This window comes from Paenibacillus sp. 3LSP (genome assembly GCF_032465655.1).
GTDB lineage: Bacteria > Bacillota > Bacilli > Paenibacillales > Paenibacillaceae > Fontibacillus > Fontibacillus barengoltzii.
This window is the reverse complement of sequence record NZ_JAWDJI010000077.1, coordinates 1-593: the sequence shown is the minus strand read 5'-3', so window position 1 is coordinate 593 and position 593 is coordinate 1. Positions and strand designations below refer to the sequence as shown.

Sequence of the window (593 nt, the reverse complement as noted above, 5' to 3'; positions counted from 1 at the left end):
ATATGCTCGATCCATGGCTTTGTAACGCCATTAAACGTCTTATCCTCTTGCCATTGCGATAAGGTTGTTCCGGCATTCGCTCGATTGTAAAAATTAAACGCCACGTCTTTAAATTCCGTTGTTAATACGTCGACCAAACGATAAAATAAGCTATCACTTGATGTAATTCCGTTCGGTGACCATTTATTCGTGCTCCCATGCGAGTTATACGACACGTTTATAAAATCCGTGCCAGATGTACTGATGCTATCACCCCAAATAGTAACTCGACATGTCTTGTTAATCCTAAGAGCGCTTAGGGCTGTAGATAGGTCAACACCGCTGGGAGCAACATTATATTTACCGTTGTAATGTTGGCGATTATTAATAATTTGTATCCAGTAGTTATCTAGTAAGCTGCTCTTAATCCATGCATTGTTACCTAGCAAGATCAAATCCCGAGCCTCTGTTAACTTACCGCTTACGTGGTAGGTGTGCGGCTTGTCAAAGTAGGCGTATTTTAAGCCTTTAGCTTTAAGCGCAGCAAAATAATCGTTGAGTAAATCGGTTGCGTCTGCGCTTCCGATCTCTGGCCCCACTCCGTATCTACTAGC

Annotated in this window: 1 protein-coding gene; it reads right to left on the bottom strand. The window is 42.5% G+C overall.

Annotated elements, in window-relative coordinates; all coding sequences use genetic code 11:
• A partial coding sequence (locus RW092_RS06075; protein WP_316009778.1) for a hypothetical protein occupies positions 1-578 on the bottom strand: 578 nt, incomplete at its 3' end.
• Positions 579-593: the final 15 nt, after the last annotated feature.